General features: G+C 60.3%; 23 protein-coding genes. 5 read left to right on the top strand and 18 right to left on the bottom strand.

What is annotated here, in order from left to right; all coding sequences use genetic code 11:
* Positions 1-559 precede the first annotated feature (559 nt).
* From LOY70_RS14830 to LOY70_RS14820, 3 genes are all read left to right on the top strand, one after another.
* Positions 560-1,645, top strand: coding sequence for an alpha/beta fold hydrolase (locus LOY70_RS14830; protein WP_265037801.1), 1,086 nt, complete (start codon positions 560-562; stop codon positions 1,643-1,645).
* A gap of 277 nt (positions 1,646-1,922) precedes the next feature.
* The gene (locus LOY70_RS14825) at positions 1,923-2,669 is read left to right on the top strand and encodes a YkgJ family cysteine cluster protein (protein ID WP_265038071.1); all 747 of its coding nucleotides are present in this window, start codon (positions 1,923-1,925) and stop codon (positions 2,667-2,669) included.
* 232 nt (positions 2,670-2,901) lie between these two features.
* Positions 2,902-3,810: an AraC family transcriptional regulator gene (locus LOY70_RS14820; protein WP_265037799.1), complete on the top strand. Its 909-nt coding sequence runs from the start codon at positions 2,902-2,904 to the stop codon at positions 3,808-3,810.
* A 48-nt stretch (positions 3,811-3,858) separates the two neighbouring features.
* Here LOY70_RS14820 and LOY70_RS14815 read toward each other — a convergent pair whose 3' ends face one another.
* A complete protein-coding gene (locus tag LOY70_RS14815; protein ID WP_265037798.1) occupies positions 3,859-6,099 on the bottom strand; it encodes a xanthine dehydrogenase family protein molybdopterin-binding subunit in 2,241 nt (746 codons plus the stop codon).
* A gap of 12 nt (positions 6,100-6,111) precedes the next feature.
* Positions 6,112-6,585 carry a (2Fe-2S)-binding protein gene (locus LOY70_RS14810; RefSeq protein ID WP_025213700.1) on the bottom strand — a complete coding sequence of 158 codons (474 nt, stop codon included), beginning with the start codon at positions 6,583-6,585 and terminating at the stop codon, positions 6,112-6,114.
* A 250-nt stretch (positions 6,586-6,835) separates the two neighbouring features.
* Between LOY70_RS14810 and LOY70_RS14805 the strand changes: the two genes are divergently transcribed.
* Complete coding sequence (locus tag LOY70_RS14805) at positions 6,836-7,576, top strand: hypothetical protein (protein WP_265037795.1); 741 nt, start codon at positions 6,836-6,838, stop codon at positions 7,574-7,576.
* A gap of 109 nt (positions 7,577-7,685) precedes the next feature.
* On the opposite strand, the gene LOY70_RS14800 is transcribed toward LOY70_RS14805, so the two are convergent.
* The 9 genes from LOY70_RS14800 to LOY70_RS14760 form a co-directional block, all read right to left on the bottom strand.
* Positions 7,686-9,005, bottom strand: coding sequence for an OprD family porin (locus tag LOY70_RS14800; protein WP_265037793.1), 1,320 nt, complete (start codon positions 9,003-9,005; stop codon positions 7,686-7,688).
* A gap of 188 nt (positions 9,006-9,193) precedes the next feature.
* A complete protein-coding gene (locus LOY70_RS14795; protein ID WP_265037791.1) occupies positions 9,194-10,024 on the bottom strand; it encodes a phosphodiesterase in 831 nt (276 codons plus the stop codon).
* A gap of 24 nt (positions 10,025-10,048) precedes the next feature.
* A complete protein-coding gene (locus LOY70_RS14790; protein WP_265037789.1) occupies positions 10,049-11,080 on the bottom strand; it encodes an ABC transporter ATP-binding protein in 1,032 nt (343 codons plus the stop codon).
* Positions 11,077-11,871 carry an ABC transporter permease gene (locus LOY70_RS14785; RefSeq protein ID WP_265037787.1) on the bottom strand — a complete coding sequence of 265 codons (795 nt, stop codon included), beginning with the start codon at positions 11,869-11,871 and terminating at the stop codon, positions 11,077-11,079. The genes LOY70_RS14790 and LOY70_RS14785 overlap by 4 nt, the downstream gene beginning before the upstream one ends.
* On the bottom strand, positions 11,868-12,677 hold the full coding sequence (locus LOY70_RS14780; RefSeq protein WP_265038069.1) for an ABC transporter permease: 810 nt from the start codon (positions 12,675-12,677) through the stop codon (positions 11,868-11,870). The genes LOY70_RS14785 and LOY70_RS14780 overlap by 4 nt, the downstream gene beginning before the upstream one ends.
* Before the next feature lie 60 nt (positions 12,678-12,737).
* Entirely contained in the window at positions 12,738-13,742 is a 1,005-nt protein-coding gene (locus LOY70_RS14775; RefSeq protein WP_265037785.1) for an ABC transporter substrate-binding protein, read from the bottom strand.
* Entirely contained in the window at positions 13,726-14,745 is a 1,020-nt protein-coding gene (locus LOY70_RS14770; RefSeq protein WP_265037783.1) for a LacI family DNA-binding transcriptional regulator, read from the bottom strand. Before LOY70_RS14770 ends, LOY70_RS14775 begins: the two co-directional genes overlap by 17 nt.
* Positions 14,746-14,894: 149 nt before the next feature.
* A complete protein-coding gene (locus LOY70_RS14765) occupies positions 14,895-15,419 on the bottom strand; it encodes a hypothetical protein (protein WP_265037782.1) in 525 nt (174 codons plus the stop codon).
* Positions 15,420-15,486: 67 nt separating this feature from the next.
* Positions 15,487-16,614 carry a site-specific integrase gene (locus LOY70_RS14760; RefSeq protein ID WP_265037780.1) on the bottom strand — a complete coding sequence of 376 codons (1,128 nt, stop codon included), beginning with the start codon at positions 16,612-16,614 and terminating at the stop codon, positions 15,487-15,489.
* An 88-nt stretch (positions 16,615-16,702) separates the two neighbouring features.
* On the opposite strand from LOY70_RS14760, the gene LOY70_RS14755 reads away from it, so the two are divergent.
* The gene (locus LOY70_RS14755; protein ID WP_265037778.1) at positions 16,703-17,683 is read left to right on the top strand and encodes a DNA-binding protein; all 981 of its coding nucleotides are present in this window, start codon (positions 16,703-16,705) and stop codon (positions 17,681-17,683) included.
* 49 nt (positions 17,684-17,732) lie between these two features.
* On the opposite strand, the gene LOY70_RS14750 is transcribed toward LOY70_RS14755, so the two are convergent.
* The 7 genes from LOY70_RS14750 to LOY70_RS14720 are packed head-to-tail and all read right to left on the bottom strand — an operon-like array spanning position 17,733 to position 25,898.
* Positions 17,733-18,995, bottom strand: a complete 1,263-nt coding sequence (locus LOY70_RS14750) for a TIGR02270 family protein (RefSeq protein ID WP_265037776.1) — start codon at positions 18,993-18,995, stop codon at positions 17,733-17,735.
* A gap of 37 nt (positions 18,996-19,032) precedes the next feature.
* A complete protein-coding gene (locus LOY70_RS14745; protein ID WP_265037775.1) occupies positions 19,033-19,941 on the bottom strand; it encodes a hypothetical protein in 909 nt (302 codons plus the stop codon).
* A gap of 10 nt (positions 19,942-19,951) precedes the next feature.
* Entirely contained in the window at positions 19,952-21,034 is a 1,083-nt protein-coding gene (locus LOY70_RS14740) for a PAAR-like domain-containing protein (protein WP_265037773.1), read from the bottom strand.
* Positions 21,034-22,074 (bottom strand): hypothetical protein, encoded by a 1,041-nt coding sequence (locus LOY70_RS14735; RefSeq protein ID WP_265038067.1) that lies wholly within the window; start codon positions 22,072-22,074, stop codon positions 21,034-21,036. The genes LOY70_RS14740 and LOY70_RS14735 overlap by 1 nt, the downstream gene beginning before the upstream one ends.
* A complete protein-coding gene (locus tag LOY70_RS14730; RefSeq protein WP_265037771.1) occupies positions 22,071-23,183 on the bottom strand; it encodes a DUF2169 domain-containing protein in 1,113 nt (370 codons plus the stop codon). Before LOY70_RS14730 ends, LOY70_RS14735 begins: the two co-directional genes overlap by 4 nt.
* A gap of 14 nt (positions 23,184-23,197) precedes the next feature.
* The gene (locus LOY70_RS14725; RefSeq protein ID WP_265037769.1) at positions 23,198-23,656 is read right to left on the bottom strand and encodes a DUF6484 domain-containing protein; all 459 of its coding nucleotides are present in this window, start codon (positions 23,654-23,656) and stop codon (positions 23,198-23,200) included.
* Between the two features lie 16 nt (positions 23,657-23,672).
* Positions 23,673-25,898 carry a type VI secretion system Vgr family protein gene (locus LOY70_RS14720; protein WP_265037768.1) on the bottom strand — a complete coding sequence of 742 codons (2,226 nt, stop codon included), beginning with the start codon at positions 25,896-25,898 and terminating at the stop codon, positions 23,673-23,675.
* Positions 25,899-25,992 lie beyond the last annotated feature (94 nt).

Below are 25,992 nucleotides of genomic sequence, written 5' to 3'. Positions count from 1 at the left end.
GTTGGCCGAAGTCATGTTGATAGGCTTGCATTTATGTGAAAGGCCGCATTGTTACTTTTACTAGATATGCAGCGATGGGTGAGCGTTCATTTATTTGATGATCGGATGACTTTACGCCAATGATCAAAATTTAACCCTGGTTTGTTATTTGTTGATTGGGTCGTATTCAGTAATTCATACCCCTCATATTGCACAGTCGATTGAATTGCATGGGTTTAAAGCAGCAGGCGACTGCGTGACGCTCGACAATTTAATTGATTAATTGCAAGTCTGCGTCCAATCCACGGAAGTCAGAGGCTCACCGCTCTAAGTTCGGCTGACTTCTGCCGGGAGCCCACCCGGCATTCGCCGAATGGACCTCACTCCTCGGTTGCTCAGCACGTCAAGCCCTCCAGATACAAGTGTATCTCTCTGTATCCAGGCCTCCTGTCGATACGAACTGCTTCTTTTGAGGCCGGTCGGTGACACATACAAGATACCTGCCCGGCGTCAAATGGCCCCCATCGAGACAGCACAAGCCGTCTCACCAGCTCATCCGCCGTTCGCAAGGAGATCCACCATGGGCACCACACAGTTGAACCACAAACCCGCATCCCGGCATCGGCGTCTGGTCGCACCCTCCATCCTGGCGTTCGCTTTGATGCAGTTGGGGGCGCTGGGGTTTTCCTCGTCCCAGGCCAGCGCTGGCGAGGTGGCTGCGAGTGTGCCGGCCAGCACGGTGGGCGCCATTACTCCCGGCAGTCACACTTCGTTCGGCCCGCTCAAGCACGTCAAGGCTGGCCTGCTGGACGTTGCCTACGCCGAAGTCGGGCCTGCCGACGGGCCGGTAGTGATCCTGTTGCACGGTTGGCCCTACGACATCCATAGCTACGCCGACGTCGCCCCAGCACTGGCTGAGAAAGGCTATCGGGTGTTGATTCCCTACGCCCGCGGTTATGGCGATACACGCTTCCTGTCGGCCAAGACCCTGCGCAACGGCCAGCCTTCGGCGCTGGCCAGCGACCTCATCGACTTCATGGACGCCCTGAACATCAAGCAAGCCGTGCTCGGCGGTTATGACTGGGGCGCACGCACCGCCGACATTGTCGCGGCCCTTTGGCCGGAACGGGTGAAAGCGCTGGTGGCGGTAAGCGGTTACCTGATCGGCAGCCAGGAGGTGGGCAAGGCGCCGTTGCCGCCTGCCGCGGAGTTGCAGTGGTGGTATCAGTTCTACTTCGCCACAGAGCGCGGCCGGCTGGGCTACGAGAAGAACACTCACGACTTCGCCAAGCTGATCTGGAAACTCGCATCGCCGAAGTGGAATTTCGATGACGCGACCTACGACCGAAGCGCCGTCGCCTTGCAGAACCCTGACCACGTCGCCGTTAGCATCTTCAACTATCGCTGGCGCCTGGGGCTGGTCAAGGGCGAGGCCAAATACGCCGCGCTGGAGAAAAAACTGGCGGCGTTCCCGGCCATCGGCGTACCGACCATCACCCTGGAAGGCGATGCCAACGGCGCTCCGCACCCACCGGCAGAAGCCTACGCCAAGCGTTTCACCGGCCGCTACGAGCATCGCCTGATCGACGGCGGTATCGGCCACAATCTGCCGCAAGAGGCACCGCAGGCCTTCGCTCAGGCAGTGATCGACGCCGATCACCTTTGACAGCGGCCCAAAGGGGGGCTTCCCACATGGCGATGGCTTCAAATCCAGAACCAGTTGCCCGGTTGATTGAAACAGCGGCTGCTGCGAAGAGATGCTCAAACCCGTGAACGCTGCGTACGCCTGAAATCAGCTTGGATCGGGCAAGCATATCGGCGAATCCGGCAAACGGATCCGTTCGTCGCTTCACATACTTTCGCGCCCCCGAGGCTCTGCCAACGATGTATTCGCGTGAGGGCACATCGGGGGTCGGTTGAAAAAAAACATGTGTGAGCTTGGTATGGAAAACAGCGCTATCCGATTTGCCTGCAACGGTTGCGGGATTTGCTGCAAGGGCCGTCTGATTCCACTGACACTGGACGAGGTAAGGCAGTGGCTCCAGCGGGGGCATGAAGTGGCGGTCATACTGGAGGCGTTCGATGAAACGACCTGGGCTTCTGCGCCCGGGCAGTTCGCCCATAGCGCGCAACGAGCGGTGGAGGTGACCAGTGGCGATGCGCAGATTCGGATCGTTGCGGTATTGGCCGGCAATGCCCTGACGCAATGTCAGAACCTGGGCGATGACGGCCGTTGCGGCATCTATGAAGAGCGGCCGCTGGTATGTCGAATTTACCCGATGGAAATCAATCCGTTCATCGCCCTGCGCCCAGCCGACAAAATTTGCCCTCCCGAGGTCTGGGAGACGGGTGAGGTGCTCTTCACAGACCGAGTCGTCGATCCGGTCCTGGCCGATCAGATCGAACGCTCACGCCAGGCCGACAGGGATGATGCCCAGGCGAAAATCCAGGTCTGTGAAGCCCTGGGAATGAGTGTCGCGGCGTGGAAGAACGATGCATTGGTGGTATACCTGCCGGATCGAACGCAGCTGTCTGAGGCGATCGATCGTTACGACGAGGGGGCAATGGCTCCGGGCCGGGCGGACTGGAAAGTCCGGGTCGACACGCCAGCTTTGCGCCAGCGGTTGGGTCAAGCAGGTGTTGCGTTGGACAATCAACCGTCCTCCCGCTATATCTTTCATACGCTTTAGGTTCCAGGCGAAATCGTCGCTTTGGGCAGTCTGATTTCATGAAACATCTTGTTATATATGGATATCATGGGCCGCGGCCCTTGATGGCTCGTTGGATCGTGCAAGAAATTGCGCCAATCAGGCAAGCGAGCCGAACCGCTGGCCCAGCATACTCCGCCATGGGAGGACGTGCGATCAGGGCGAACCTTGTTCGCTGTAAGCCGTCCAGGCCTGATGTTTCCAGGAGTCGAATGTGCCAACCGTTTTTACAAGCGCCCACACCATCAGCGACATAGAGCGCCTGGCCCATTCGGTCAGTCAACTGCTGCCCAGCGAGGGCGACCAGATCACCGCCGTACCCGGCCTGAGCCTGCATCGGCGTAAAGCGGTCACCGCGCCCATGCACTGCATCTATGGCCTGGGTATCGGCGTCACCTTGCAAGGTCGTAAGCAAGCCATGGTCGGCGAGGACATACTGACCTATTCACCCGGTCAGTCCATGGTGACCAGCGTCGACCTGCCCGTCATTTCACATATCTGCCAAGCCAGTGTCGCCAAACCTTTCCTGGGCATGATGCTGAGATTCGACAGCAACACGGTGATGCAAGTGGCCGAGCGCATGCAGTTGTCGCAACGCATGAGAGACGAGGTGTTTAAACCCATTACCGTGCAGGCTTTGGATGCTGGTGTACTGGATGCCTTGAAACGCCTGGTCGACCTGTTGAAGGAGCCGCCACTGCTTGAGACTGTGGCCCCGCTGATCAAGGAAGAGATCATCGCTCGTCTATTAAGCGGTGCCCATGCGCCGCAGCTGCTGCATGTCGTGGCTGCCGGCTCGCCGAGCCAACATATCGCCAAGACAGTCGCCTGGCTGAAGCTCAATTTTCGCCAGGCGCTGCGCATGGACGATCTGGCGGCACAAGCGCACATGAGTCCTTCTACCTTTCGTCTGCACTTTCGCGCCGTGACCGGAATGAGTCCGTTGCAATATCAGAAACAGCTGAGGCTACAAGCCGCTCGGCATTTGATGCTGACTCAGAATGTCGACGCGAGCAGTGCAGGGGGGCAGGTTGGCTATGAAAGTGCTTCGCAGTTCAGCCGCGAGTACAGCCGCCTGTTTGGAGAACCGCCACAACGGGATATCAAGCGGATTCGCTTGTAATAAGAAGCACGTCTGGCCGTGCAAATGCCAGACGGCTTCACGTTCCTGTCACGCCATCTTGAAAGGCAACTGCCGCATCGGCTTACCCGTCAGACTCGCGATGGCATTCGCAAAAGCCGGGGCCAGCGCTGGCAGGCCGGGCTCGCCCATCCCGGTAGGCGGCTCGGCACTGGGCACGAGGTGGACGGCAAATTCCGGCATGTCGGTAATGCGCGGCACGCTGAAGTCGGCAAAGTTGCTTTGTTGCACGACACCGTCTTTCAGGGTGATGGCGCCACCCGGCAGGCACATGGACAAGCCCATCAGGGCCGCGCCTTGCACCTGGGCTTCCACGCTGCGCGGGTTGACGGCCAGGTTGCAGTGAACGCCAGCGGTGGCACGGTGCAGTACCGGGCGACCGTCCTGTACCGAGGCTTCCACGACGTAAGCCACCACGGAACTGAACGACTCATGTACCGCCACGCCCCAGGCGCGGCCGGCAGGGAGCTGACGCTTGCCATATTCGCTTTTGTCCACGGCCAGTTGCAGGGCCGCGCGATGGCGAGGGCTTTGATCGCCAAACAGTTTCATCCGGTAGGCCACCGGATCTTGCTTGGTTGTCCGGGCGATCTCATCGATCAGCGTCTCCATGACAAAGGCCGTATGAGTAGAGCCTACGCTGCGCCACCAGAGTACGGGTACGTTGAGTTTTGGATGATGGACTGTCAGGCGCATCGGTATCGGGTAAGGATTGCGCAGGCCTTCGGTCGCGGTAGGGTCGATGCCGTTTTTCACCCGCCCGCCGAACACGGTGCCGGTGATGATCGATTGCCCGACCAGGGCATGGTCCCAGGCCAGGACCTTGCCGGTGTCATCAAAACCGATCCGTGCGCGGTGCAAGTGCATGGGCCGGTAGTAGCCACCCTTGATGTCATCTTCCCGGCTCCAGAGGGTGCGGATCGGTGCATTCAGCCCAGCGGTGCGCGCGGCCTTGGCCACTTCACATGCCAGCACGGCGAAATCGTTGGTGGGCACGCCACGTCGACCAAAGCCGCCGCCCGCGGTCTGCACGTTCACCTGGATCTGTTCGGGCTTGAGACCCAGCACCTTGGCGGCCGCGGCACCATCGCCACCGGGAAACTGTGTGCCGATCCACAATTGGGCGCTATCCTCGGCAAGCTGCACGGTGCAGTTCAGCGGCTCCATGGGGGCGTGGGCGAGGTAGGGGAAGATGAACTCCGCTTCCAGCTGATGCGGTGCGGTGGCAAGGGGCCTCATGTCAGCATCGAAATGGAGTGGGCCGGGTTGACCGGCCAGGTCCCGGTACTGAGCCAATTGGGTTTCACTGTCCACTTTTTCTACCGCGGCCGTGTTCCATTCCACCTTCAGCGCATCGCGTGCCTGCTTGGCCTGCCAGTAACCGTCCGCCACCACTGCGACGCCTTCCGCGCCGCCGTCCAACGGCACGCGCAACACCGCTTTCACGCCCTTCGTGGCACGCGCCGCGCTGTCATCCAAAGAGGCGATTTTGGCACCGAACACCGGTGGACGGGCGACCACGGCAGTCAGCTGCCCGGGCAGGTGCATGTCGATACCGAAGTCCTGCTGGCCACTGCTCTTGGCCTTGGCATCGATGCGCGTGGTGGCCTGACCGATGATACGAAAGTCCTTGGGATCCTTGAGCGTAACCTTCTCGGGCACAGGCATCGCCATCGCGGCTTCGGCCAGTTCACCGTAGCTCGCCTTACGGCCCGCCGGACCGAGCACCGAGCCGGCTTGGGTGCTCAGGCTCGCCACGTCCACGTTCCAGCGCGCGGCGGCTGCGGCCAGCAACATGGCGCGGGCGCGGGCGCCGAGTTCGCGGTACTGGATATAGCTGTTCTTGATCGAATTGGAACCGCCGGTGAGGTGTATGCCGAAATTCGGGTCCATGTAGGCGGCGTCGTTGCTCCCGTTGCGACTGCGCACCAGGCTCCAGTCAGCATCCAGCTCTTCGGCAAGAATCATTGGCAGGCCGGTCTGCACACCCTGGCCGAACTCCAGCCGGTTGATGGTCACCGTGACCTCGCCGTTGGGCGCGATCTGCACGAAGGCGGAGGGTTGCTGAGTCGGCTTGAGCGCTTGAGCGCCGGCAGCGTTGGCGTCTTGCGCCAGGGCCAGGTGTGGAAACGCACCCAAGGCAAGACCACCGATACCGACAATTTTGAGAAAGCTGCGGCGGGGAAGGGTGGTGGGGCTGTCGCCATCATCGCGCTCAAACATGTGCTGTAAGGCGCGCGGAGCCTCATCGGAAAAAATGTCGTTCAACATGGCGAGCTCCGATCAGGCAAGGGCTTTGGCGGCATCAGCCACCGCGGCGCGAATACGGGCGTAGGTGCCACAGCGGCAGATATTGCCGGCCATGGCCGAATCGATTTCAGCCACGGTAGGCTGCTTGCCCTTGGGCTGGGCCTTGAGGAACGCGGTCGCGCTCATGATCTGGCCGCTCTGGCAGTAGCCGCATTGCGCCACATCGTGCTTGACCCAGGCCTCGTGCACAGCGCTGCCGACCGGGTCACTGCCATTGGTGGCCGCCTCGATGGTGGTGATCTGCTTGCCTTCGGCGGCGGCAATCGGCGTCACGCAGGAGCGAATGGCTTGGCCATCCAGGTGCACGGTGCAGGCGCCACACAGTGCCGCACCGCAGCCGAACTTGGTGCCGGTCATGCCCAGCGTGTCGCGCAGAGTCCAGAGGATGGGGGTTCCAGGGTCTATGTCAACCGTGTATTCACGGCCGTTGATGTTGAGGACGCTCATAGGGGGACCAGCTCCAGATGGTTTGGCTCTGGTTAACTATAGGAAGCAATCCATGGGGCTGATTGCACAATCCGGGCGGATGATTGCCTGATCTTGCGAGTTGGGCGGTCGGACATGCCAGTTCGAGTTGCTGTTTTGAAATACCGGCGTTCTCTAAATTGACGGTAACGTGAGCGTATGACTTAATGATGGCCACTATATTGGCATCATTCTTGAGAGCGCGACATGACGACTGGGAGCTTTTCAAACAATGGACAGTAATTTCATTTTTACAGGTGATTACCCCGCCCCCCTTAAGCAATGGATCCGCGATGAAGTAAATCAAGCGTTCCAAAAATGTCGCACTCAATTTGACATCGCCCCGGATCGCCTTGAGATACCCAGGGTAAGAATCGCATCAGGCTACGGTGGTACCGCACGCTTCGACTCGTTGCAGCTTTTCATTTCCCCAAGCCTTGAGATCAATCCGAACAACGAAGGGGAAAGCAAGGCCTTGGAAGATGTTCAGCGACTCATTCACCATGAAATGGTGCACATTTTCCAACATCAGTTGCTTGGCCAAGACAAAATGTATGCTCTACCTACGTGGTTCTCTGAGGGAATGGCGGTCGCATTTTCCGGGCAATCGATCATCTGGAAACCAAGTGACTTCAAACAGGAACTCAAGGCGTTCAATTCCGTCCCCAATGCGGCGTTTTATTTGCTGATGAACCAACACATGCCGTTCGATATGAATAGCGCGCCATTCAACTCGCTCTATGACATCTGGGGGATTGCCTTTATATATTCGATAGCCGAGGGTGAATGCATGCATCCCGACTACAAGAACACTGACGGCCCCCATCTAAGCTCAAAGGAATTGCTGCGCGCCGTGGCTATAGTTCGCGACACTCCCGCTCTAGGCTTTCCTAGCGCGCTGCAAAAGCATAGCAGCAAGCAAAGTCTGACTTTCTCCAATCTGAGCGAGGCGATCTGCGCTTTCATTGCTTAGAGCGTTGTAGCTATCGTAGCCCGCCCCGACTGCCTTGGAACAGGTGAACTCAGGGCCAGGAAGTCTCACGTATGAGCTTTATGTCCTGGCCCTGAATACCGCTGATCACTTACATCAACGGAATGCTATAGCTCACAATCAACCGATTCTGATCCTGGTCGCGGGCAATATCGCTTCGCGACATGCCGTTGCGCCAGCCGAAACCGACGTTCTTCAAGGCGCCACTCTGAATCACATAGTCCAGGGAGATATCGCGTTCCCATTCACTGGCGTCCTGGCCGCTGGCCGTCTGGATATTGTCACCCTTGAGGTACATCACCGACGCCTTCAGCCCCGGTACGCCAAGCGCTGCGAAATCATAGGCATATTGCGCGAATGCCGTGCGCTCGCCGGCTTGGATGAATGTCTGGATGGTGCGGTCGGTGTAGAGATAAAGACTCGCGCCACCTTCGCCTTTACCCACCAGGCCGCCCTGGTTGAGTTGGGTAAAGTTGCTGTCTTCGGAAACGCTTTGATAGCCCGCGGTAATGGCATGGCCACCCAGCGAGTAAATAAACGCCGCGCTCCAGGTATCGTTGTCGATTTCACCGCTACCGTCTTTGGTATAGCCGCCGAGTTTGTAGCCGCTGGCGCGACCGGCCGAGCTGCTGTTCTTGCCATCGGAGGTGGTCTTGAAGTAACGCAAGTCGGTTTTCAATGAGCCGTATTCACCCAGCGGTAAAACATGCACCAGCCCGGCGAAGTGCTGCTGGTAATAATCCTCAAGATTGGCGTAGTAATACTGGGCGGTCAGATCCTTGGTCAGTTTGTAATCGCCACCGGCGAAAGTGAATTTATTGCTTTCCTGGCTGCCGCCCGCTACGGCCAGGCCAGCTCTGTCGCTGGAAGCACGACCGGTGGCGTGTTCCAGTTGCCCGGCAGTGAAGGTCAGATTGTCGATTTCATTGCTGGTGACTTGCCCACCCTCGAAGGTTTGCGGCAGCAGGCGGCCATCGTTGGAAACCAGGATCGGCAATTTTGGTTGCAAGGTGCCATAACGCAGTTCGGTCTTGGAGACACGCATCTTCGCCGTTGCACCGAGACGGGCCCATTGGTCAGCCGCCTTATCGCCATCGTTGGGGAACATCGAGCTACCGACATGACGACCCGTGCCGCTGTCGAGCTTCAACCCCAGCAATCCGACAGCGTCCAGACCGAACCCCACGGTGCCGTCGGTAAACCCGGACTGATAATTGAGCATGAAGGCCTGGCCCCACTCTTCGGTTTTCGAAGGTGCGGCGGCTCCGTCGCGGTTATCGTTGTTGAAGTAGAAGTTGCGCAAGTTCAAGTTGGCTTTGCTGTCGTTGATAAAATCAGCAGACGCCAACGGGCTCATGACAACACTCATGCCGCCGGTCAATAAACTCAATACTTGCAATAGGGCTTTCATCAGGACGCGCTCCACCGCGGAATCTCTGTTCCGGGCATTTGAAAAGGCAGCAGGACGCCGTCGACCGATCAGGTGATGGCCGCGGGGTTGAATAAAACGTTAGGAAATCTTCAATCGATAGAGGGGACTGTGGTTAAAACCTCCGAGGAGCGCCTTCAAAAAACAACACCGTAAAAGTCCCTGGGTTGTCAGTCGATCAATCCATGAGCGTCATAAAACGGATACGGACCGGGATACTCGCCAAACACGCCGTTATGGCTCAGCAATCCCTGCCCATGCCAGTGGTGCAACAGGTATCCGGCGGGTTCCAGGTTGAAATGCGCGGGAGCGCTTGGCTGGAGATCCAGGACAATTTGATGTGAGGTACCGGGACACACGCAACTCAGGCTGCCGCCGAAGCGTCGCTGCATCGGCCGGTGCAAATGTCCGCACAGCAAGCGCTCCACCTGCCGATGACGGGCGATGACCTGCTCCAGTGCCGAGGCGTTGATGAACGGTTCGCGGTCCATGTGGCCAATGCCGCTGATAAACGGTGGGTGGTGCAGGACCAATAGCGTTGGCACATCGGGACGACTGGTCAGTTGTTCATCGAGCCAGCGCAGCTGGCTGTCCAGCAACTGACCGCCATGGCCGCCGGGAATGGTGCTGTCCAGGCCGATCAGGCGCAGCGGATATTCCTCAACCACCCAATCCAGGGGCGCACCGACCACGCTCGGCAGGTAGTCATGATCGGCAAATGCTGCCCGCAGGTGTTCGCGATTGTCATGGTTACCGGGCACCAGATAGCAAGGCATGTGCAGGCGCGCCAGTTCGGGGCGCAACACGGCATATTCATCAGGCCGACCGAAGTCCACCAGATCGCCACTGATCACCACGATGTCGGGACGTGGAACATGGGCGTTCAAATGGTCGACCGCACGACGCAACGCGGCGAGGGTATCAACGACGCCATAGGTCAGTTTCCCCCCGGCTTTAAGGTGCAGATCACTGATCTGCGCAATGAGAAACGGATGATTCAAAATAAGTCCTCTAAAGAACACACGTCACGATGACAGGGTGAACAGCGCCTGGGGTTCGATGGCCAAGGCGAGCAGGGTGCCAGGGGTATGGAGGGTGCTGTCGGGGCTGTCCACCAGCAGTGGCTGGGCGGCGCCGATGTCCACCAGCAGTCGGTTTTGAGCACCTTGGAAAAACTGACCGACCAGACATCCACGCAGGTGTCCTTCGCCCTCCATCACCCGCAAATGCTCCGGGCGGCAATAGACCGTGGCAGGCAGGCCGCGCCCGCGCCAAGGCAACTCTCCCCCATGGACTTTCAAGCCTCGGAACGTGTGCTCGAGCACCGCGAAAGCATTGAGGTTGCCGACAAAACTGGCGACAAATGCGTTGGCGGGTTGCTGATAGATTTCCCGCGGGCTGGCCAACTGCGCGACGCGGCCCTGCGCCATGACCAGGATTCGACTGCCCAGGGCCATGGCTTCGCCCTGATCGTGGGTGACGAACACGGCGGTAATGCCCAAATGGCGTAGCAGCTGATCCAACTCGCTGCGCAAGCGCTCACGCAACTGCGCATCCAACGCCGCCAAGGGTTCATCAAGCAGCAATACCCGGGGCTTGGGCGCCAGGGCGCGGGCGAGGGCGACTCGCTGGCGCTGACCGCCGGACAATTCATGGATGCTGCGCTTGCCGTGGTCCTGCAGGCCGACCAGTTCCAGCAACTCCGAGCAACGCTTGTTGCGCTCAGCGGGTGACACACCGCGAACTTTCAACCCATAAACGACGTTGCCGGCCACATCCAGGTTGGGAAACAGCGCATAGTTCTGGAACACCATGCCCACGTCACGACGTTCGATGGGCAAATGGGTGACCTCGCTATCGCCAAAAAATACCTGCCCCACATCCGGGCGCTCAAGCCCGGCAATCAGGCGCAACGTGGTGGTTTTACCGCAACCGGACGGGCCGAGGATCGCCAGGGTTTCCCCGGCTTCAATCGTCAAGTCCAGGTCATGTACGGCGACGGTGCCGTCAGAGAATGCCTTGCGGCAACCCGCCAGGCGAATGGTGGTTCCGCTCATCGTTTTTCTCCACGGGAAAGGCGGGCGCTGATGGCCTGCAACGCAATCAGCAGCGGCACGATCATCAGCAGGAATATGAGGGTGTAGGCACTGGCAACTTCCAGCCTGGCCGAGGCATAGCTGTCAGCCAGGCCCACCGGCAGCGTCTTGGTCATCGGCGTATGAAGCATCCAGGTCAGGTTGAACTCGCCCAGTGACAGGGTGACGACCATTAATACCCCGGCGAGAATCCCCGCCCTGCAGTTGGGTACCACCACACTGAAGAATCGCCGCAGCGGCCCGGCGCCAAGGCTGGCCGCGGCTTCTTCCAGGACAGGCAGTTGCTGGCGTTGCATCACGGCCATGACCGGACGCACCAGAAACGGCAGGGTGAACAGCACATGACCGACGAGAATGAATAGCCAACTGCTGCGAAACCCGCCGTACTGCCCATAGGTCAGCAGCAACGCCAAGGCGCTGGCCAGGCCTGGCATTGCCACTGGCAGCACCATCAACTCCTCGAACGCGCGGCTGAAGCGATTGTTCATCCGCACCAGCGCATAAGCTGCCGGCACACCCACCACACAGACGCACAACGCGCAGGCCAGGGCCAACTGCAGGGACAGCCAGACCGTGGGCGAATAGGCCTGCCAGACTTGCACCAGCCAATCGAACGTCAGCCCGCTGGAAACACCCTGGAAATAATTGCGCGTCAGCCCGGCCAGCAGCGACATCAGGACCGGCACCAACATGAAGGCGCAGACCAGCAAGGTGAACAGCAATTGCCCGACAAACCACGTTGAGCGTTTCACAAGACTGTCCTCGAATTTTTCGCCAGGCGCCTGGCCAGTAGCAGCACCGCCCAGGTCAGCGCCCCCAGCACCACCGACAGTGCGGCAGCCACGGCGAAATTGGCGTAGTTGGTGAACACGTTGTAGATCGCCACCGGTGTCACGTTGAGCCGGGTACCCAAGGTGAAAGCCGTACCGAACGCCCCCATGGACGTCGCAAAGCAGATCGCCCCGCACGACACCAGTGCTGGCGCCAGCCCCGGAACGATGACGTCACAGATTACCCGCCAAGGGCCGGCCCCCAGTGATTGAGCCGCCTCCTCCAGGCTGCGATCCAGGCTTTCGCACGCGGCCATCACCGTGAGGATCACCCGCGGGATCGAGAAGTACAGGTAACCGACGCACAGTCCCATCAGCGAGTAGGCAAAAATCCAGCGTTCACCCGCCAGCTCCATGCCGAGGCTGGCAAACAAGCCTTGGCGGCCGGCCAGCAGAATCACCAGGAACCCGACGACCACACCGGGGAATGCCAGTGGGAAGGTCAACAAGGCGACCAGGAGCGAACGAGCGAAGAAACGCTGGCGACTGAGAAAAAAGCCGCTGATGCCGCCCACCAGCAGCGCCGCAAGGGTCGTCGCCAGGGCCAGCAGGCAGGTCTGCGCCAGGCTGCCCAGGTATTGCGCGCTGCTCAGCACCTGCCAATAGCCGCTCGCGCTGCCATCACGACTTTGCCCACCCAACACGATCAAGTGCGCCAACGGCAACAGCCAGAACGCGAACAACACCGCTGCGGCAGGCGCCAGGGCCCAGGCCGCAGTCAGCTGCAAACGCGGCGCCGTGGCCCGGCCCGAGCGGACTTCCTGGGTTTTTATTACCGAGGCGGTCACTTACTTGACCTCTCGCAGGTAACGTGCGGAAAAGGCTTCCTGCGCCGCCGCCATTTGCTCGTAGTTGACCACGCCGGCCCGGGCGTAATCGCTGTCGGGCAGGAACTGCGCGGCGATATCGGTAGGCATCTTCATCTCCCGCACCGGCCTCAGGTACGCCTTGGCCCAGAGCGCCTGGCCTTGTTCGGACAGGACGAAATCCAAGACCTTCTCGGCGTTGGCCCGATGGGGGGCGTTGCCGACGATGCTCATCACGTAAGGCACGCTGATGCTGCCTTCCTTGGGAATCACGAAGGCAACGTTGGCCTTGTCCTTGTAACGGGCCCGATAGGCGTTGAAATCGTAATCCACCAGAATCGGCAACTCGCCGGACAGCACCCGCGCGTAGGCCGTCTGCTTAGGCACAATGGGCGAGTTTTTCGCCAGTTTCTGGAAGTAATCGATCGCCGGAGCGAAGTTGTCCAGGCTCCCACCCATCGCCTGGTTGATCGCGACGGCAGAGACGTAGCCGACGAACGCGCTGGACGGATCCAGGTAGCCAACCATGCCTTTGTATTCAGGCTTGAGCAGATCGCCCCAGCTTTGCGGCACGGGCAGGCCACCCAGTGCATCGACGTTGATCATGATGCCCAAGGTGCCGGAATGAATGGCAAACCAATGTCCCTGCGGGTCCTTCAAACCTGCCGGTATCTGCTCCCAGCCCTTGGGTTTATAAGTGCCTACCACCCCGGCCTTTTGCGCCTGCAAACCAAACGTCACACCGTAATACACCACATCAGCCACCGGTGCGGCCTGTTCGGCGACCAGTTGTGCCAACGCCTGCCCGGAGTTCTTGTTGTCCAGGGGCACCTGCACCCCTGTGGTATCGGCAATCGCCTTGAGCTGCGTACCCCAGTCGGCCCACTCCGGCGGACAGTTGTAGCAAATCGCCGTCTCGGCGGCCTGGGCCAGGCTCGCAACGCCGCAAAGCAGTAACGTCGCCAGGGTTTTACTGAAGCGGATCATCAAGCGTCTCCTCGTAGGGTTGAGTACTTTCGCCCGGTCGGATATGGCAGGGCAGGCAATGGGAAACCGGTGTGGCGCCAGCGATCTGCGCCAGCAGTTGATCGATCACGGTGCAGGCCAGCGTCTCGATGGGCTGGACGACACTGCACAGCGTCGGGTGCATCTGGGTGCCGAGGGCGATGCCATCAAAGCCGATGACGGAGATTTGCCTGGGCACGTGCCAACCGTTGCGCCGCAACTGCGCAATCAGGCTGATCGCCAATAAATCGTTGGAGCAGACCAACGCACTGAGCGCCTGTGGGCCTTGCAGCAGTGGCTCGATGGCCGCGAAGTCGGCCTGGGTATGGGCCGGCATTTCAATCACCGGCAGGCTGTCGAGGCCGACCTCACGCATCGCGTCGCAATAACCGGCATACCGCTGGCGAGCGCGGTCGGACTGCAGGGCGGGGCCGGCAATCATGCCAATGCGCCTATGACCGGCTTCCAGCAGATAACGAGTGGCGAGGGCCATGCCGGCGCGATTGTCCACGGACACAGCGCTGTAGTCCGGATTGCCCGGCTGGTGATAGGCCAGGACAAAAGGTGTGTCCTCGTTGTCCAGGTTTTGCAGCACGCGATTACTCTCAGCGTCGGTCACCGTGAGAACGAGGCCATCGACGCGCTGTCGCAACAACTCCTCGACCACCACGCTTTCGCGCTCGCTGCTGTAGTCGGTCGTGGCCAGGAGCAGGTTGTAACCGCGCAGACGCGCCGCGCGCTCCATCGCCTGGAATTGTTCGGCGAAGACAGGGTTGAGCAGGTTGGGCACCACCACGCCGATCAGCTTGGTCACTTGCAGGCGTAGTTGGCGGCCGAGACGATTAGGCCGGAAACCCAGCTGGCGCGCGGCGGCGAAGACCTGCTCACGGGTGGCTGGACGTACTACTTCAGGAGAAGCGAAGGTGCGCGCCGCAGTCGCCCGCGACACCCCCGCCAACCGTGCCACTTCTTTTAAATCAGTCATTGTCACTCGCTTGAGATCGATCTCATTGGCGAGGACAGTACTCAGGGGATATGGCGTTTCAGGGATGGATTAATGACAATTTGATGTCAGTCGCAATGCGCAGGATAGCCGTCCCGGCCCAGTCGCAGGGGGACGGGCAGGATTTTTATCTAGGGGTAAATCTGCTTTTTGCTGTCCCGATCAAGCACGTAAGAAGTCACGCTAATCTGCATCTGCTCGTACCCAGAGACGCCTTTAATGGCTGTCGATGACGACCACGTTGCCAAGTAGCGCTTGCCGGCTTCGAGCTGGATGTCGGGGGCACTGAAACCGCACTTGCCTCCACCAGTCCCCAGCTTATTCATCGAAACCCAGCACCATTCCAAAGAGTGTTGCCCGGGCGTCAACCGAATGGCTTGGTAGCCGAAGTAATCCAGGATCGAATATTTTCCTGCATACGGCAGGGGCTTTCCGTCGACCTGGATGGCGAGGAGCAGGCGATGGAACGGTATGCCAAGATCCCGATATTGCACCGTGTCGAAGTAGATCACTGGCGCATCTGCCATGCCATCGGAGAGGTCCAGAACCCGTAAGGCAGGATCATCCACGCTCCCTGCAAACGATTTGTATTGATAGTTGGAGCATGCGGCGCACAGCAAAAAGGCTGCAGCCACTCCCATCAGGCGAAAAGTCATCGAGCCCATCCATGGATGTAAATTTAGAGGGCGCGAAGTCTAGCGGCTTTCGGCTGTGGGGTGGAAGTCAGTTTTTGGCTGGATGATGATCCTGGTTGCCGGGCTGCTGCGGCGAATCCAGGTCGGGTTTGAGCAGGTCTCCGGCGCGACTGTTCAGCAATTCACCGGCTTGAAAGTAGCTCATCACGGTACTTACGCTGCGGTGTTCAGTCATTGCCATCACCTCACCCAAGGGAACGCCCTGGCGGCCGGCTTCCGTGACAAAGCCGGAACGCAGGCTGTGGGCCGCCCAGTCTCCGTCCAAACCGGCCAGTTGCGCACGGCGCTTGACGATGCGGGCGACCTGGTCGCCGGACAATCCTGACGTACCCACCTTGCCGCCCTTGTACAGACGACGAAACAGCGGTCCAGTGCAGGACGGTGCCGCCGCCAGCCAAGCGTTCAGCGCTTGCGCCGCCACGCCACGGAGCGGTTTTTCCCGGCGCACCCCACCGGTATCGGTCTTGGTCGCACCGAGCGCATAGAGCCAGGTATCGGTGTCGAGCCGACGCAGGTCCTCGATCTGCAAGCCAATCACTTCCGAGCGGCGCCGACCTCCGCCACTCCAGGCTAACAGCAGCAGGGCGCGGTCGCGTAGCCCGCGCACGCCGTCAGTACAGGTGGCAAGCATCGCCTGCAGCGGTTCAAGAACCACGGCGGTCTTCTTGCGCAGGGTGACGCCCTGGCGCGCCTGGGCCTTATGCGCCTCGCGCAGCAGGGTCTTGACCGCCGCGACTTCGCAGGGGTTATCCCACTCGTTTAAACGGTGCCATTTGGCCAATACCGCCAGGCGGTGGCTGACGGTGCTGAATGCCAGCACCCCAGGCTTGCTTTTGACACCGGCGGCGATCAGTGCCGCATCGACGTTGGCTGGCAGCAAGTGCGTCCAGCCGCCAGCGCCGTCCGGACGAGCAAGATGATCGACGATGAACTGCACCACTACGGAAGGCGGAAGGGCGCCATCACCGAGCGCACGCCTGTACCGCAGCTGCAACCAGGCCGCCCAGTAGGCGAAGGCGCTGCGGTAGCTGCGCACCGTGTTGGCCGCGGTGCCGGCGGCGATGAACGCTTCGGCGGCGGCGCGGGTGTTTTCGGCCAGTCCATGCAGTTCCAGCGGTCCTTCTAATATCACTCGCGGAGCATCTGTATTATTCATTACGTTCAACGTATTATAAATTTGGTTACAAGATTATAGAGTCGGATAACAATCTCTTATCAGACCTAATATAGCGGAGGACACGACAATGGCGGTAGGCGTACCGGAAACGGAGGTATTCGAAGCGGCGGATGCTGTGTTGGCGCGGGGCGAGCGGCCCACGGTCGAACGTGTACGCCTGGAGCTGGGCCGCGGGAGCCCGGCACGGGTCGGCGCCTTGCTCGATCAATGGTGGGAACGACTGGCGGGGCGGCTGCGCGGCGAAACGCGGCTGCCCGAGTTACCAATGGAGGTCGCGCAGGCCTTCGTGGGTATCTGGCAGCAGGCGACCACATTGGCCCAAGGCGTGGTCGAGCAAGGGCTAAGCATCCAGCGCCAGGTGCTCGACAGCGAGCGTGAACAGCTGGCGATGGCACAAGAGCTGATCCGCCAGGACGCTGCCCGCGCTCGCCAGCAGGCCATGGAGGCCACCGCGGCTCGGCAAGCCATCGAAGTGCGCCTGAATGACCTGGAGCGGTTACTCGAACAGCGCCAGGCGCAGATCGATGACTTGCAGCACCAGCGCGGCGAATTGCAACAGTCGCGCAGCGAAATGCAGCTGCAGGTGCATAACCTGCAGCAGGAACTGCAAGACGCACAGCGCCAGGCTGAACAGGAGCGGCTCGCCCAGGATACCTATGTGCGGGGCGTGGAAGAGCGGGCCCACCGTGAAGTCGACCGTGCACGCGAAGAGAGTAAGGCTCGCCTGGTGGAGTGCCGCGGGCTGCGGCGCCAGTTCGATGAACTGCAACACCGATTTGAGCAAACCCGCAGCCAGCTCGTCGAAACGCAACGCCAGGCAGCGGAGCTACAAACGCGCGCCGAGCTGGCAGCAGAACAGGGCGAGCAGCAGCGGCATTCGCTCGAAACACGTCTGAAAGAGGCCCAACTCGCCCTCGACGAGGTGCGTTACACGATGGTCGCCCAGCAGGCCCGAGCCGACACCTTGGAGGGGCAACTGGACCAACTGCGCACCACCCTGCAGCGCAAGAGCCGCACCAGGAAGGGCGCAGCCGACAAGACCCCGTAGGATGCAGCTCGCAGGTTTGACGATTTAATCATTGCTGCACGTGTACGGATCATCGCCCAAATTCCGCCGGTTTCCCCAGCAGTCTCTTTTGCCGCCGGGCCGGTGCGCTGGTGGGGAAAAGCACTTCATTCGGCCGATAGCGTGCAACGCCACAAGCGGCGGCAATGCGCTGGCGTTGCTGGCCCCGGACAAGGGCCTGCCGAAAGCTGCTTTCGCTCTGCGCCAACCCCAGCACATAACCAGTACCCACCTGGAAATCGCCACCATGAGCCTGCCACCAGACTTCGATTGCCTGCGGATCGGGCCAAGGCAGGTCCTCATCGGGGTCCATGGCGACATTGGGGTCTTGAGGGTCGTCGTTCGGGCCCGTATCGAAGTCAGGCGAGTCCTTCAACTCCAGATCGAGCAGCGCCAGGTCGGCGCCGGTCATCAGGCTGAACGCCTCCCCGGCGACGCGGGCATAAGGCAGGTCGCTCATCTGCTGGATCAGCCACGGTACGCTGACCGAATCGCCCAGCAACCCGAGGGCCTGGATGCCGATGCGCCGCTGCGCGGGATTCTGTACCAACTGGCGTATCCAGGCGATGCTGGGTTCGCGCTTCTGCCAGGCCAGCAATACACAGCATGCGCGATACTGGAACTCGCCCGGTTGCTCGGCAAACTCGCGCAGGGGTTCCAAAGCTTGCTCATCGCCCATTTGCGCAGTGGCCCAGTTGGCCCAGAAACGCGTGGCTGGATCCTGGTGTAGGCGGTGGGCCCGAATCGTCTGCAGCAAGTCACGTCGACGCAGTTCACCGGCAGTGCGGGCGGCGCGTGCCACCACGCTGGGGTCGGCATCGGAAAGTCCGGTCAGCAGGGCAGGACCGGGGTCGTGGCGATGCATGCCACAGGCGGCCAGGCCGAGGCGACGGAACAGCGGGGCAGGGGCGGCGAGCATGCGCTCGATCCAGGGCGCTATTCGCTCCCAGTCGAGCCACCCCAGGGCCATCAGATACCCGCGCTCCGTTTCCAAGGCACTTCGCAAGTGCTCGCTGAGCCGCGACAACACCTGCGCGTTACCTGCCTCGAAAGCCAGCACCACACTGGCGAACATCTCGCCGATGGCGTGTGGGCCGAGTTGGGACAGCAGCGTTTCAAGACCCGTTTGCCCGGCGATTCGCAAGCCGTCGAGGTGGGCGTCGAGGCGGTTATCGAGGTTGTCGAGGTGCTCGATGTCGTAGTGCGGTGCGCGCAGCGCATAGTCGCGTAGGGTGGCAAGGAAGCCGACTTCTTCTGCGTGTTGCTCGACCACCAGGGATAGCGAGTTATTCATGAGCAATGCATCGGAATTACCGATTCAGTGGCCAAACTCAAGTGTTGTGTGGGCATATCAACCGCTCCCACTGATTGCCATCAAACTTGAGTATGTCGTCAACACCAAAGGAGTAAAGCAGTCCATCACGGGCATCAAGTTTATGGGCGCCGGGAGGAGGGTCGATGCCCGTGTCGATATCGAAGAAATTCTGTCCGTCATATCGAACGAGGCCGTGCACATGGGAAAGGTACAGATGCCCGTTGTACAGCGCCATGTCCCAGAAATTCATGGTTCTCTCGGTGTCAATGACATCCCACTGATCGCGGTTGCCCATGAGCAGCAGACCGTCATTGCCACAGGCATAAACCTCATTCTCACTCTTGCACAGTACCCGTGACAGTGGGCGATTGGTTGGGGAATCCAGCGTGCTCCAGCGCGCGCCGTCATAGTGCAGGATGTGGCCCTTTTCACCCACGGCATAAATATCGTTATGCAACAGGCCATCCAGGCTTTCCAGAGTCGGGGAGCCCACTTTCACGCCTGGCGGGCTCATGTTCGCCCAGGCACCGTGTGAGTAACGATAAACCTGGGATGACTGACCGCAGATGTATAACTCGTTTTGGATTTCCCTTATGCAAAGTAACTCGCCAAGCCGGCCCGTCTCGATGCGATCGTTTTCAAACTTTCCTCGGATATTGTCCAAGGTGAAGTCCGCCGAGCCCGAGGTTACATGACGAAGGTTGCCATTGCGTCCAAGCATCCAGAGGCTGTTGTCCTTGCGTCTGAAGCAGGCTGCCCCTATGACGTCGTTATCCACATCGTTGTAGACCCAGTTTCCATCGAAGCAGAAGGCGACCCTGGACATTTGTTCGTCCGGCAGGGAGTTGTACTGCGCGGGAATAACGATTGTGCCCGCCTTTACAATCAGGCCACAGGTAAAAAACAGGGAGTCTTCATTACTCATGATGGCTTCTCTATATCAAGGGGGCCGGATTTTTCGGCTTTTTTTCAAGGGCGGGTGCACGCACTTCTCCCCTGCGCATACCTGACTCCGGACCAACGCCCAGGTCTTCGTGTCCTTTGTCAATCTGAGCCTTCAGGCATTTTTTATCGCAGCCCGTCTCATCGGCGACCGCTTGTGCCGAGAGGTCACTGATTTCCGCGTAGGTGAAGTCATTACGACCGTTCAACATCGCATCGCGTTTTACCACGTAGCCCCTACCGATACGTCCATGCTGCATAAGCTTTTCTGTCGGGCCTTGACGAGAGTTGTGGTCAGCGCCTTCTACGCATATGCAGGGAGCCTTGTTGTGATCGTATGTCGGGACGAAAGCATCACCACGGACTTTCAGCTTCCCGGTTTTCGGGTTTATGGGGCGGGGCGTCGATAAATCCGCTACCGGAACCGGGTGGTGCGGCGTCTTTCCCCCACATTTTGAACAACGTGTTTTTGGCGAGTTGGGTACGAGCATGCACTTACGGGCTTCACAACACCCAGGGCTTGTATTGTCGGCCGGGCCGGGTATCGCACCACGTGACAATGACTTGGCTGGCGGTGGGCAGGCCGCCTTTATTTTTTCCACGTCCCCTGACTTGACACAAGGGTTTTGGGGGTCTGCCATCGCCACCGCATCCAGATAGGGCCATGCCAGTGTGTTGGACGTTGAGCCATGGTTATGGGTGGTCAGGTCCATATTTCGGACGACGTTTTCAGCTTCAAACTTCACATTCATCGACCACGCCGTGAAATACACCTTTCCTTTAATCTTGCTGGTGATGATCCCCTTTTTCGGAGCATTTCCAGCCTCATCCCCATAGCTGGTCTTGAAATAGCTCTTATCCTTGAGCATGACCTCCTTGCGACTGATCTTTACCGTTCGCGTGCCTTGGGTGGTGTCCTTGGCCATGCCAGTATTAGGGTAGGGGATTGGAACACCCATCGGGGTGGGCGGGGCCTGGGGCGGGGTGAAGCAGACATCCGGAAAGCAGGCAATCGACTTGCCGTCGGCCGCCTTGCAGGAAACCTCCATATTGTTGGCGAAGACTTCGTTGGCCATCAGGCGGCCCTCACGATCTGATAACTGAGCAATGCGACGGCACGTTCGCCGGCGTCGTTGCCGAGGTGGTAGAAGATATTCGGCCCTTCACCGTAGCCCTTGCGACTGGCGGCCAACGCCACGGCAAGCATGGCCGGGCCGATGGCGGCACCGACTTCTCCGATACAGTCGGCCGGGTGCCAGAGATGGAAGGACTCCTTACGCACGCGCAGGGTGCGGCTCAGTGCCAGGGAGGCTTCCTTGAAGTAGTACTGCTCGCCGGAGATGTCGGTGAGCCGATAATCCATTTGCTCCAACCCACAGCCGGCTTCGCTAAGGGCTGCCCGTACCGCTTGAGTCAGGCCTTCGGCGCGTAGGGGAATGTCTTCGGCCTCCACTGTGGCCTTCTCCATGCCGAACCCCAGGCCGATGCAGGCCAATTGTGGCTCTTCGCTGGCGACTGGGGCGGCCAGGACCACGGCGGCGGCACCTTCGCCGGGGATAAAACCGTTGGAGTTCTGGCTGGTGAGCAGGCGCTCGCGCTCTTCAAAAGCGGCCAGCGTCTGTCCGCTCAGGAACGAGTCGACACCGGCAATGAGCACGTGTCGGTGGCCGTCCTGGTAGATCAGCGTACGCGCATTGAGCAGGGCCACGGCAGCGCTGACCCGTCCACGGGCGATGACGTTGGAACTGGGATGAAAGCGCAGGCCCAGCTCGGCTTCGATAGCGTGCAGCAGCCCCTTATCGAGCCCTTCAAGGCGGCCGGGGCGCTCGACTTCCGCTACCCCCAGCAGCAGCGGAGTCTTTTCCGGGTCGACGTTGGGGGTGCTTTGCAGCGCCTCGGCGACGGCACGGGCGGCCATCTTGATCAGCTTGGTGCGGCCGCGCCAGGGCTGTTCCAGAGGAACGCTGGCTGCAATCAGCCATTCGCCACCTTGGTCGATGAAACGGGTGTCCTGGAAATTGTCGATGGCGCAGCGGATCGCCGCGCAGCTCGCGGGTGCGCTGAGGCCGACCGCGCTGACCATGCCGGAGCCGATGATGCAAAGCGCGGTCATCAGTTCGCCTCCTCGGCAGTCGGCTTGCCTTTCACCAGTGAGGAGAGCGACGGGTAGTAATCCTTGCCCAGTTCACGGGCGCGCCACCAGCCCGTAGACAGGGTGCCGACCAGTACCTGGGCGATCTCGAACATATTGCGGCGTAGCGTACGGGAAACACGCCAGGTCAGTTGCACCTGGCGCGCATCCGTGTCGATCAACAGGGTGTCGATCACCGCCTGCACAGTCTCATGACCGCCTTTTTTCAGGAAGAAAGTCACCGGCACAGCCATTTCGGGAATGCGAAAGCCTGCACGCTCCTGGGGCGTGAGGTTGAGCAGCTGTACGTTCTCGCCGCCGCGCAGGTAAGGAACCTGCTGGTCGTCAGGGGCTGCCTGGAAGTAGCGATTGTCGAAATCCCCTGGCAGAAACGGAAAGCAGTCGGCCAACCAGGCATCGTCGTAAGTACCGGCGAAGCGGGCGCGTTGCGGCCAGCTACGACCGAGGGGGCCGAGGGCCATGGGGCGAAAGTCGCCAGAGGGGCTGTCGATTGGCTTGCCCAATTCCTCGGTGTTCGGCATTGGCATGCCCAGGACGTCAGCACTACCCAGACGGTGCGGATACCAGCCGCAACCGGTTGGATTGGCTGGGTAGCAGTGACGCATGTCGGGCTCGTTCGCCATCGGATGGCTGCCTCCAAAGGCTTGGGCATACGAGATGTCCTGCTCGGTGAAGGGCTGGGGTAAGCCAGGAGACGCGCCCAATAGTCCTGGTTGCCATTGCCGGGGGCCAAGGACGGAAAAGGCTTTGGTCATCTGACCAACCCGAATGCCCGCGGTCAACTGCGTCACGGGCCGGCCGCCTGGCGCATAGGCTTTGCCACACACCAGCACATCGCAAAATGGCTTGACCGGGGCGAAGTCCATTTCCTGCCGAGGGGCGCTGAGGCCCGGTTCGCCAAGAAACGTGTCGGCCATCAGCAGCGGTTGCTGGATGTCAGCGAGGGTCGCGGCGCGGCCATCCAACGGCAGATCGAAAGTACCCTTGGCCACCACGACCAGGGATTCGCGGCCGTCGCTTGCCATGCCCATGGTGTAGGCAGCCACCAGTTTGCTGGCGTTGAGCAGTTCCATGGATCGCCTACCTTCTAATTAATCTGCACCGAACCGCCCTTGATGCGGTTCACGCCGGATGATCGACTCGACAGGTAGGCCCCTCGGATGAGTATCTTGCCTTCACGCGTGAGGGTGATGCTGGCCTTGCCGCAACGCAGGACGATTTCCCGCTCGGCGGTAAACTCCAAGCGCTCGCCATCCAGGTGGGCGACGGCAGGCGTCACGGTTTCCGGCAAGCGCTGGATGCGCCCGATCACCAGCGGTCGGGTCACGTCGCCGGCCTCGAACATCAGGGCGACCTGAGCGCCGATGTCGTCGCGGCTGAGGGGGGTGGTGGTGCGTGCGGCAAGGCCTGTGTCAACGGGGCAGCCGGGGAAGGCCACCACCGGCGCGTCCGCCTTGGGCACGTCCAGCAACACGCCAATCACGACGCCGTCCACGCGCGCTGGCGTGGCGGTGGAGAAGGCGGGGAGGTGGTATTCAACGGTCATAGCGCCTGCTCCGTGGCTAGTTCTGCAGAATCTTCTGGCCTTTGACGACCACATTCTTGTTGGCCTTGATGTTGATCGCGCCAGAGCCGTCAATGGTGATGTTCTTGCCGCTGATCATGATCGTGCCGTCCTTCTTCATGGTGATGCTGGCCGCGCCCGTGGTCAGGGTGATGGAGTCGCCGGCCGTGAGGGAAAAATGCTTGCCGACGTCCAGGCTGTCGTTTTGCTTGATGCCGGTGGTGCGGTTCTGGGCGACGTCGCGGGATTCGTTCTGGCCGATCTGGGTGCTCTGGTTGCCGTTGATCTCGATGCCTTCGTTGCCCTGGACCGTTTCGTTACGGTTGCCGCTGATGCCGATGGTCTCGTTGCCGCCTACGTCCTCAGTCCGGTTGCTGGCAATGCTGATTTTTTCATTGGCGCCGACCTTTTCCGTGCGGTCCGCACCGATGGTGATCGTCTCGTTGCTACCCACGTTTTCGGTGCGATTGGCGCCGATGGTGATTTTCTCGTTGCTGCCCACATCCTCGGTACGGTCCACGCCGATGGAGATGGTTTCGTTGTTGCCGACCTTTTCCTTGCGATCCACACCGATGGTGATGGTTTCGTTGTTATCGACGGTTTCGGTGCGGTCGTGTTTGACGTGCACGGTTTCGTCGTTGTCGATGGTCTTGCGGCGGTCATGGCCGACCCAGTGGGTCTCGTCGTTCTCGACTTCGATGTCCTGGTTCTTTTCGGCATGGATAAACAGTTGCTCGGCGCCTTTCTTGTCCTCCATGCGGATTTCATTGAAGTTGGCCGGTGAGCCGCCCTTGCTTGAGCGGCTCTTCACCCCACTCTGGGTGGCATTGGCGGGCAACGCGTAGGGCACGGTCTGTTCGGCGTTGTAGACGCGGCCGGTGATGATCGGCCGATCCGGATCGCCTTCAAGGAAGCTGACGATCACTTCCTGACCGATCCGCGGGAGCTGCACGGATCCCCAGTTCTTGCCGGCCCAGGCCTGGGACACGCGAATCCAGCAGGAACTGTTTTCGTTGGACTGGTCATGGCGGTCCCAGTGGAAGTGCACTTTGACCCGGCCGTACTGGTCGGTCCAGATCTCCTCGCCACTGGGGCCCACCACCACGGCGGTCTGCGGCCCACGGACAATGGGCATGGGGGTCAGCGGGAGAGGGCGGAAGGCCTGGTTGGCATCCATGCAGTCCAACTCGCTGATGAACTGTTCGTCCAGGTCCGGCTGCCCGCTTTCATAGGGCTCCTGGCGGATTTGATAGCGTGCGACCACCACCAGGTATTCACGATTCTGGTCCGCACGGTCGTAGCCCGTCAGATTGAATAAATGGCCACACCCCAGCCCTCGGGCACGGCCGCGCAACTGCACGCGCTCGAATTGGCTGTGAATGGCTTCGATGCGGGTACGCGCGTAGTGCTCGCCATCGTTGCTCTGTACGTATTCACCGGGGTAGTCGTAGAGTGGATGGTCGCTGTTGCTGTGGTTGCGCAGTACATTGGAGCGCACCTCAAGGCTGGCGCGGGGACGCAGGAAGTCATAGTCGTTCAACGCCAGCGAGCCGGATTGCACTTCCCGCGCCAGTTGCCAATCGTAGAAATGATCGCGCTCGCGCATCTGGCGATCGGGTGGGTAGAAGGGCACCGAGTCGTAGCCTGGCGCCGTGGAGTGAGCGCCATAGGCATCGGCCAACACCAACACATGCCGCGCCTCTTCATGGCGAAAGTAGTAATAGATGCCTTCCTGCTCCATCAACCGACTGACGAAGTCGAAGCTGGTTTCGCGGTACTGCACGCAGTACTCCCACTCGCGATAGCTGGCGCTCAGGCTGTCCTCGAAATCGGAAAACCCGAGATCGCGGAACACCTGCTTGATGATGTCCGGCACGGTCTTGTTCTGGAAAATACGGCAGTCGGAGGTACGCGTAAGCAGCCAGAACCAGGGGCGCAGACTGACGCGATAACCGGCGAATTGGCCGTGGCCAGTCAGTTGCCGGCAGCTGCAGACAATGCCGTGGAAGTAGCGCTTGCCGCCGTCGTACAGCTCCAGGGTCAGGCCCATCGGCTTGCCCAGCAACTGGTCGAAGGTGATCGCCCGGTCTTCGGAGGTCAGGTCCAGTTCGTAGTGGAACAACCGCCCCAACTCTTCACTGCCTTCCAGGCTCTTCAGCACCAGGACATCGCCGCCGAGGGGGCTGTCGACCTGCACCAGGCGGTTGTTTTGGGTGATCTCCATATCGCCTCGTAATTTGCACTCGGTCAGCGCGGACGCAGGCTGAATCCGTAAGTGACAGCTCCGACGTGGGATCAAAATAGGTGAAACGAGGCGC

The organism is Pseudomonas sp. B21-054, from assembly GCF_026016345.1.
Lineage (GTDB): Bacteria > Pseudomonadota > Gammaproteobacteria > Pseudomonadales > Pseudomonadaceae > Aquipseudomonas.
The sequence above is the reverse complement of the archived record's forward strand: the minus strand, read 5'-3'. Positions and strand labels throughout refer to the sequence as shown.

What these genes read in the sequence shown, in the direction of transcription:
- LOY70_RS14800 (WP_265037793.1), bottom strand. Translation starts at nt 9,005, where the DNA reads ATGAAAGCCCTATTGCAAGTATTGAGTTTATTGACCGGCGGCATGAGT.
- LOY70_RS14830 (WP_265037801.1), top strand. Translation starts at nt 560, where the DNA reads ATGGGCACCACACAGTTGAACCACAAACCCGCATCCCGGCATCGGCGT.
- LOY70_RS14810 (WP_025213700.1), bottom strand. Translation starts at nt 6,585, where the DNA reads ATGAGCGTCCTCAACATCAACGGCCGTGAATACACGGTTGACATAGAC.
- LOY70_RS14725 (WP_265037769.1), bottom strand. Translation starts at nt 23,656, where the DNA reads ATGACCGTTGAATACCACCTCCCCGCCTTCTCCACCGCCACGCCAGCG.
- LOY70_RS14765 (WP_265037782.1), bottom strand. Translation starts at nt 15,419, where the DNA reads ATGACTTTTCGCCTGATGGGAGTGGCTGCAGCCTTTTTGCTGTGCGCC.
- LOY70_RS14750 (WP_265037776.1), bottom strand. Translation starts at nt 18,995, where the DNA reads ATGAATAACTCGCTATCCCTGGTGGTCGAGCAACACGCAGAAGAAGTC.
- LOY70_RS14790 (WP_265037789.1), bottom strand. Translation starts at nt 11,080, where the DNA reads ATGAGCGGAACCACCATTCGCCTGGCGGGTTGCCGCAAGGCATTCTCT.
- LOY70_RS14745 (WP_265037775.1), bottom strand. Translation starts at nt 19,941, where the DNA reads ATGAGTAATGAAGACTCCCTGTTTTTTACCTGTGGCCTGATTGTAAAG.
- LOY70_RS14825 (WP_265038071.1), top strand. Translation starts at nt 1,923, where the DNA reads ATGGAAAACAGCGCTATCCGATTTGCCTGCAACGGTTGCGGGATTTGC.
- LOY70_RS14720 (WP_265037768.1), bottom strand. Translation starts at nt 25,898, where the DNA reads ATGGAGATCACCCAAAACAACCGCCTGGTGCAGGTCGACAGCCCCCTC.
- LOY70_RS14805 (WP_265037795.1), top strand. Translation starts at nt 6,836, where the DNA reads ATGGACAGTAATTTCATTTTTACAGGTGATTACCCCGCCCCCCTTAAG.
- LOY70_RS14760 (WP_265037780.1), bottom strand. Translation starts at nt 16,614, where the DNA reads ATGAATAATACAGATGCTCCGCGAGTGATATTAGAAGGACCGCTGGAA.
- LOY70_RS14815 (WP_265037798.1), bottom strand. Translation starts at nt 6,099, where the DNA reads ATGTTGAACGACATTTTTTCCGATGAGGCTCCGCGCGCCTTACAGCAC.
- LOY70_RS14770 (WP_265037783.1), bottom strand. Translation starts at nt 14,745, where the DNA reads ATGACTGATTTAAAAGAAGTGGCACGGTTGGCGGGGGTGTCGCGGGCG.
- LOY70_RS14775 (WP_265037785.1), bottom strand. Translation starts at nt 13,742, where the DNA reads ATGATCCGCTTCAGTAAAACCCTGGCGACGTTACTGCTTTGCGGCGTT.
- LOY70_RS14740 (WP_265037773.1), bottom strand. Translation starts at nt 21,034, where the DNA reads ATGGCCAACGAAGTCTTCGCCAACAATATGGAGGTTTCCTGCAAGGCG.
- LOY70_RS14755 (WP_265037778.1), top strand. Translation starts at nt 16,703, where the DNA reads ATGGCGGTAGGCGTACCGGAAACGGAGGTATTCGAAGCGGCGGATGCT.
- LOY70_RS14730 (WP_265037771.1), bottom strand. Translation starts at nt 23,183, where the DNA reads ATGGAACTGCTCAACGCCAGCAAACTGGTGGCTGCCTACACCATGGGC.